General features: G+C 56.0%; 4 protein-coding genes. 2 read left to right on the top strand and 2 right to left on the bottom strand.

Going from position 1 to position 6,000, the window contains the following annotated elements; translation table 11 throughout:
• The first annotated feature begins 277 nt into the window (after nt 1-277).
• Together purH and purD are read left to right on the top strand one after the other, a co-directional pair.
• Nucleotides 278-1,867 carry a bifunctional phosphoribosylaminoimidazolecarboxamide formyltransferase/IMP cyclohydrolase gene (gene purH, locus FDX01_RS04165; protein ID WP_117343999.1) on the top strand — a complete coding sequence of 530 codons (1,590 nt, stop codon included), beginning with the start codon at nt 278-280 and terminating at the stop codon, nt 1,865-1,867.
• A gap of 15 nt (nt 1,868-1,882) precedes the next feature.
• Complete coding sequence (purD, locus tag FDX01_RS04160) at nt 1,883-3,172, top strand: phosphoribosylamine--glycine ligase (RefSeq protein WP_137399280.1); 1,290 nt, start codon at nt 1,883-1,885, stop codon at nt 3,170-3,172.
• Here the strand turns inward: purD and zraR are convergent.
• Together zraR and zraS are read right to left on the bottom strand one after the other, a co-directional pair.
• Nucleotides 3,169-4,494, bottom strand: a complete 1,326-nt coding sequence (gene zraR, locus FDX01_RS04155; protein WP_115259730.1) for a sigma-54-dependent response regulator transcription factor ZraR — start codon at nt 4,492-4,494, stop codon at nt 3,169-3,171. The two genes, purD and zraR, sit on opposite strands and share 4 nt — an antisense overlap.
• Before the next feature lie 5 nt (nt 4,495-4,499).
• On the bottom strand, nt 4,500-5,885 hold the full coding sequence (gene zraS, locus FDX01_RS04150) for a two-component system sensor histidine kinase ZraS (RefSeq protein ID WP_137399279.1): 1,386 nt from the start codon (nt 5,883-5,885) through the stop codon (nt 4,500-4,502).
• Between the last annotated feature and the right edge of the window lie 115 nt (nt 5,886-6,000).

The raw sequence follows: 6,000 nt of genomic DNA, 5'->3' as shown, positions 1-6,000 counted from the left end.
TGCTGCATTCCACAGCAAAACCCCGCCTTATACCTATTTGCACACAGAGTTATCCACAAACATCCCCATCATTTCGGCGATCCTTTCTACCTATATACGGTTTTAAGCTCTCGAAATAAGGGTCAACATTGAAAAAGAAAAATTCGCGAGCGTTGCGCAAACGTTTTCGTTACAATGCTGCGGCAAAACAAGGATGCCCCGTAAGGGGCGTTAGCTGAGTTTTTACGCAAAAACTCAGCTAACGCTCTCTGTTATAGTCAAATCCAGGGGATTTACCATGCAACAACGTCGTCCAGTCCGCCGCGCTCTGCTCAGTGTTTCTGACAAAGCAGGTATTATCGAATTCGCTCAGGCACTTTCCGCACGCGGTGTGGAGCTGCTGTCTACAGGTGGCACTGCGCGCCTGTTAGCAGAGAAAGGTCTGCCAGTGACCGAAGTTTCCGATTACACCGGTTTCCCGGAAATGATGGATGGACGCGTGAAGACCCTGCATCCAAAAGTACACGGCGGCATTCTTGGCCGTCGCGGTCAGGATGACGGAATAATGGAACAACACGGTATCGCCCCTATCGATATGGTGGTTGTTAACCTGTACCCGTTCGCCGAGACCGTGGCTCGCGTTGGCTGCTCGCTGGAAGATGCGGTAGAGAATATCGATATCGGCGGCCCAACCATGGTGCGCTCGGCCGCCAAGAACCATAAAGATGTGGCTATCGTGGTAAAGAGCAATGACTACGACGCCATTATTAAAGAGATGGATGCCAACGAAGGTTCTCTGACCCTCGACACCCGTTTCGATCTCGCCATTAAAGCATTCGAACACACCGCCGCCTACGACAGCATGATTGCCAACTACTTCGGCAGCATGGTCCCGGCCTATCACGGTGAAAGCAAAGACGCTGCAGGTCGCTTCCCGCGAACCCTGAACCTGAACTTCATTAAGAAGCAGGATATGCGCTACGGCGAAAACAGCCACCAGCAGGCGGCCTTCTATATAGAAGAGAATGTTAAAGAGGCGTCCGTTGCCACCGCAACGCAGGTCCAGGGCAAAGCGCTCTCTTATAACAACATCGCCGATACCGATGCCGCACTCGAGTGCGTGAAAGAGTTCAACGAGCCAGCCTGCGTTATCGTTAAGCACGCCAACCCGTGCGGCGTGGCAGTCAGCTCCTCTATTCTTGATGCCTATGACCGCGCGTACAAAACCGACCCAACCTCCGCGTTCGGCGGCATCATCGCTTTTAACCGCGAACTGGATGCTGAAACGGCACAGGCCATTATCTCCCGCCAGTTTGTTGAGGTGATCATCGCCCCGTCAGCAACTGAGGAAGCGCTGAAGATTACGGCGGCTAAGCAGAACGTTCGCGTCCTGACCTGCGGTCAGTGGGCTGAGCGTGTTGCGGGCCTGGATTTCAAACGCGTGAACGGCGGACTGCTGGTTCAGGATCGTGACCTGGGTATGGTCACCGAGGGTGAACTGCGCGTAGTGTCCAAACGTCAGCCTACTGAGCAGGAGCTGCGTGATGCGCTGTTCTGCTGGAAAGTCGCGAAGTTCGTGAAATCCAACGCCATTGTCTACGCCAAAGAGAACATGACCATCGGCATAGGTGCAGGCCAGATGAGCCGCGTTTATTCCGCGAAGATCGCCGGGATTAAAGCCGCCGACGAAGGTCTGGAAGTCAAAGGTTCGGCAATGGCGTCTGACGCCTTCTTCCCGTTCCGCGACGGGATTGATGCCGCAGCAGCCGTTGGCGTGAGCTGTGTTATCCAGCCAGGCGGTTCCATTCGTGATGACGAGGTGATTGCCGCTGCCGACGAACACGGTATTGCGATGATCTTTACCGACATGCGCCACTTCCGCCATTAATCCACGGAGCAGACGATGAAAGTATTAGTTATTGGCAACGGCGGGCGCGAACACGCGCTGGCCTGGAAAGCAGCCCAGTCACCGCAGGTTTCAACCGTTTATGTCGCACCGGGCAATGCGGGTACCGCACTGGAACCGACGCTGCAAAACGTGGCTATCGGTGTAACCGACATTCCGGCACTGCTGAGCTTTGCCCAGAACGAGAAGATCGATCTCACCATCGTTGGTCCGGAAGCACCACTGGTGATTGGCGTGGTCGATGCCTTCCGTGCCGCCGGTCTGAAAATCTTCGGCCCAACCGAAGGTGCTGCGCAGTTGGAAGGTTCTAAAGCGTTCACCAAAGATTTCCTCGCGCGCCATAATATTCCCACGGCGGAATACCAGAACTTCACTGAAGTGGAGCCCGCGCTGGCCTATCTGCGTGAGAAAGGCGCGCCGATCGTCATTAAAGCCGACGGCCTGGCTGCCGGTAAAGGCGTTATCGTGGCGATGACGCTTGAAGAAGCTGAAGCCGCCGTGCACGACATGCTGGCAGGCAACGCGTTTGGCGACGCAGGCCACCGCATTGTGATCGAGGAGTTCCTCGACGGCGAAGAGGCAAGCTTTATCGTGATGGTCGACGGCGAGCATGTCCTGCCGATGGCTACCAGTCAGGACCACAAACGTGTGGGCAATGGCGATACCGGTCCGAACACCGGCGGGATGGGTGCATACTCTCCAGCGCCTGTTGTAACTGATGACGTTCACCAGCGCACCATGGAACGCATCATCTGGCCAACCGTAAAAGGCATGGCGGCGGAAGGTAACACCTACACCGGTTTCCTGTACGCAGGCCTGATGATCGACAAACAGGGCAACCCGAAGGTTATCGAGTTTAACTGCCGCTTCGGCGACCCGGAAACCCAGCCGATCATGCTGCGCATGAAGTCGGACCTGGTGGATCTGTGTCTCGCCGCCTGCGACGGTAAGCTGGACGAAAAAACCTCCGAGTGGGACGAGCGCGCCTCGCTGGGCGTGGTAATCGCCGCCGGGGGTTATCCGGGCGACTACCGTACCGGAGACGCGATCCACGGCCTGCCGCTGGAAGAAGCCGCTGACGGCAAAGTGTTCCACGCCGGCACTAAACTCGCCGCCGACGACACGGTATTGACCAATGGGGGCCGCGTCCTGTGCGCAACCGCACTGGGTCATACCGTTGCAGAAGCGCAGAAGCGCGCTTACGCGTTAATGGCCGACATCCGCTGGGACGGCAGCTTTAGCCGTAACGATATCGGCTGGCGCGCCATCGAACGCGAGCAGCGCTAACGCGAAATTTTCGCCAATAGCGTTTTGCGCGTGATGCCTAACTGACGGGCGGCTTCAGTTTTGTTGCCGCCCGTTTTTTCCAGTGCTGCCAGAATCACCTCTTTTTCAACATCCACCAGCGGTTGGATCTCCGGACTGTTCTCTGCTTTTATTGGCGTCGCGGCAATCGCCAACGGCAGCTCGCGTTCAGAAATGTATTCTCCCGTCAGCAGAACCACCGCACGCTCAATCGCATTTTCCAGCTCACGAATGTTTCCCGGCCAGTCGTAATGGATCAGCAGATCCATTGCCTGCGGGGTAAAACCTTTCACCGCTTTGCGGTTACGCTCAGCAAAGCGCTGGAGAAAATGCCCGGCCAGCAGCGGAATATCTTCCCGGCGTTGACGTAATGCGGGCATCTCGATAGTGACGACGTTCAGGCGATAGTAGAGATCCTGGCGAAAACGTCCGGCGTTGACCTCTTGTGCTAGATCGCGATGGGTGGCGGCAATCAGCCGGACATCCACAGCAATAGTCTGATTACTGCCTACGCGCTGGACTTCACGCTCCTGAATCGCCCGCAGCAGGCGCACCTGCATCAGCGGCGAGATATCGCCAATCTCATCAAGAAACAGCGTACCGCCGTCGGCTTCCACAAAGCGCCCTTCCCGGCGTTTATCGGCCCCCGTAAACGCGCCTTTTTCATGGCCGAACAGTTCAGATTCCAGCAGAGATTCATTCAGCGCCGCGCAGTTGAGCGTCACCAGTGGTTTATCACTGCGCGCACTGCTGGCGTGAAGCGCCCGGGCGACCAGTTCTTTGCCCGTTCCGGAGTCTCCGTGAATAAGCACCGTCGCATCCGACGGCGCAACCATCGCAATTTCGTTAAGCAGGTGCTGCATCGCCGGACTGTTGCCAATCATGCCAAACTGCGCTGCCGGGGCTGCTACGGGGTCGACGCCGGTCGCCCGGGTATGCGCCAGCGCCTTTTCCAGCGTGTGCTGCAGACTGTCAAAATCCAGTGGTTTGATTAAGTAATCCAGCGCCCCGGTTTTTAATGCTTCCACCGCGGTCTCCACGCTAGAAAAAGCGGTCATAATCAAGACCGGAATCGCCGGATTCAGGGCTTTGATCTCTTTCAGCGTTTCAATGCCGTCCATCTCCGCCATACGCACATCGCACAATACCAGATCAAAGACGTGTTCACGCACCTGCGCCAGTGCCTCTCGTCCGCTATAGGCAAGCGCAACGTCATAGCCCCAGCCACGCAGCAGCGCTTGTAGAATAGTGCAGTGGCTGACGTCATCGTCCACAACCAGAATATCGATTTTTCCGTGTGTCATCCTTGTCAATCCTGTGGTTTCGCATTGATCGGCAGCCAGAGAGTAAAGACGGTGCCTCTACCTTCCACGCTGGTTACCTGAATGGTTCCGCCGTGCTGCTCAATGATGTTTTGCACCACCGCCAGTCCCAGCCCGGTACCGTCTGCCTTCGTCGTAAAGTAAGGAGTAAAAATAGCCTCCAGCTGGTCGGGCGCAATTCCCTTTCCGCTGTCGGTAACCCTAATTTTAACCCGATCGGCGCTACTTTCACTCGCTGAAACCGTAACCGTCCCCTGATGCCCGATAGCATGAATGGCGTTGAGGTATAAATTCAGCAGGACCTGCGTGAGTCGGTCGGGATCGGCTTGAATAGCGGGTAACGCAGCATTCGGCGTAAACTGCAGTTGAATTTCCCGGCTCTGAGCATCCTGGCTAACCAAATGCAGCGAGTGGGTGATGACTTCATTAAGATCGACCCGCTGCAGCGTCAGGTGCGCGGGCTTCACCAGCTCCAGCAATTCACTCACCACCCGATTTAAGCGATCGGCCTCTTTCGCCATCACCTGCGCCAGTTCATGCGACTCGCCCCCCGCCGGAGTGCGTTCGGCAAAATATTTCGCTAACCCCTTGATGGATGACAGTGGATTACGGATTTCATGCGCGACTCCCGCCGCCAGATGTCCGAGCGCCATCAGCTTTTCTTTACGCTTCATCGCGTCCTGTAGCTCTTTATAAGAACGCTGATAGCGTTGGTACCAGAAAAACGTCAGCACGGTAGCCAGCAGCACCGCCGCCAGAGCAGACAGAACGATCAGCGTATTACGCCACTCTCTGGCCTGAGTCGCGGCCAGGTCGCTGGCATCAAAAGCGATAAAGATGGTTTGCGTGGGCGTATTCGCATGATCGTCATTACCGGAGCAGCGTGCCATACCGTGCCTCCCGGCCCCATACAACGGCTGGAACTGGCGATAAATTTCCAGGGCTGGTATTTGATCATGCCCATCGGGAGATGAGTCAATATTCCGCCAGCGTTCTTGTTCCCCAGGATTTAACTGACGCAGGACATCCGGCGAGTAGAGGGATTTACCAACCATAGAGGAATCACTGTGGGTGATAATCACGCCATGCTCATCGACAACGGCAAACCAGAGTACGCCCGGCTGTACCGCCATTTGCTCCAGCAGCGTTTGTTGCTGCGCATGATGCATACGCATTCCCATACCCACACGCGTGCCGGACTCAAGGGCGCGGATCAGCACGCTTCCCTTTTCCAGTAACGTTTGTCGAGCGGCATCACTTTCCCGGCCGTAGTCCCGAATGGTCATGATGGAAAACCACCCCACCAAAATCAGGATCGCCGCCGGTAATAACCGGCTCAGCCACTTTGCTGCCGTATCCTTATCAAGACGCATACGTTCTCCCTTTCCCGCCGTTCCTTTCTTCATTTCAGGTATACAGCAGAAATCATGCCATCTTTTCACCCTGATAACCCTGTTCTCAGGCACAAACCCTCACTACGGGTGGGTA

This window comes from Citrobacter sp. wls613 (genome assembly GCF_005281195.1).
GTDB lineage: Bacteria > Pseudomonadota > Gammaproteobacteria > Enterobacterales > Enterobacteriaceae > Citrobacter > Citrobacter gillenii.
The sequence above is the reverse complement of the archived record's forward strand: the minus strand, read 5'-3'. Positions and strand labels throughout refer to the sequence as shown.

What these genes read in the sequence shown, in the direction of transcription:
- purD (WP_137399280.1), top strand. Translation starts at nt 1,883, where the DNA reads ATGAAAGTATTAGTTATTGGCAACGGCGGGCGCGAACACGCGCTGGCC.
- purH (WP_117343999.1), top strand. Translation starts at nt 278, where the DNA reads ATGCAACAACGTCGTCCAGTCCGCCGCGCTCTGCTCAGTGTTTCTGAC.
- zraS (WP_137399279.1), bottom strand. Translation starts at nt 5,885, where the DNA reads ATGCGTCTTGATAAGGATACGGCAGCAAAGTGGCTGAGCCGGTTATTA.
- zraR (WP_115259730.1), bottom strand. Translation starts at nt 4,494, where the DNA reads ATGACACACGGAAAAATCGATATTCTGGTTGTGGACGATGACGTCAGC.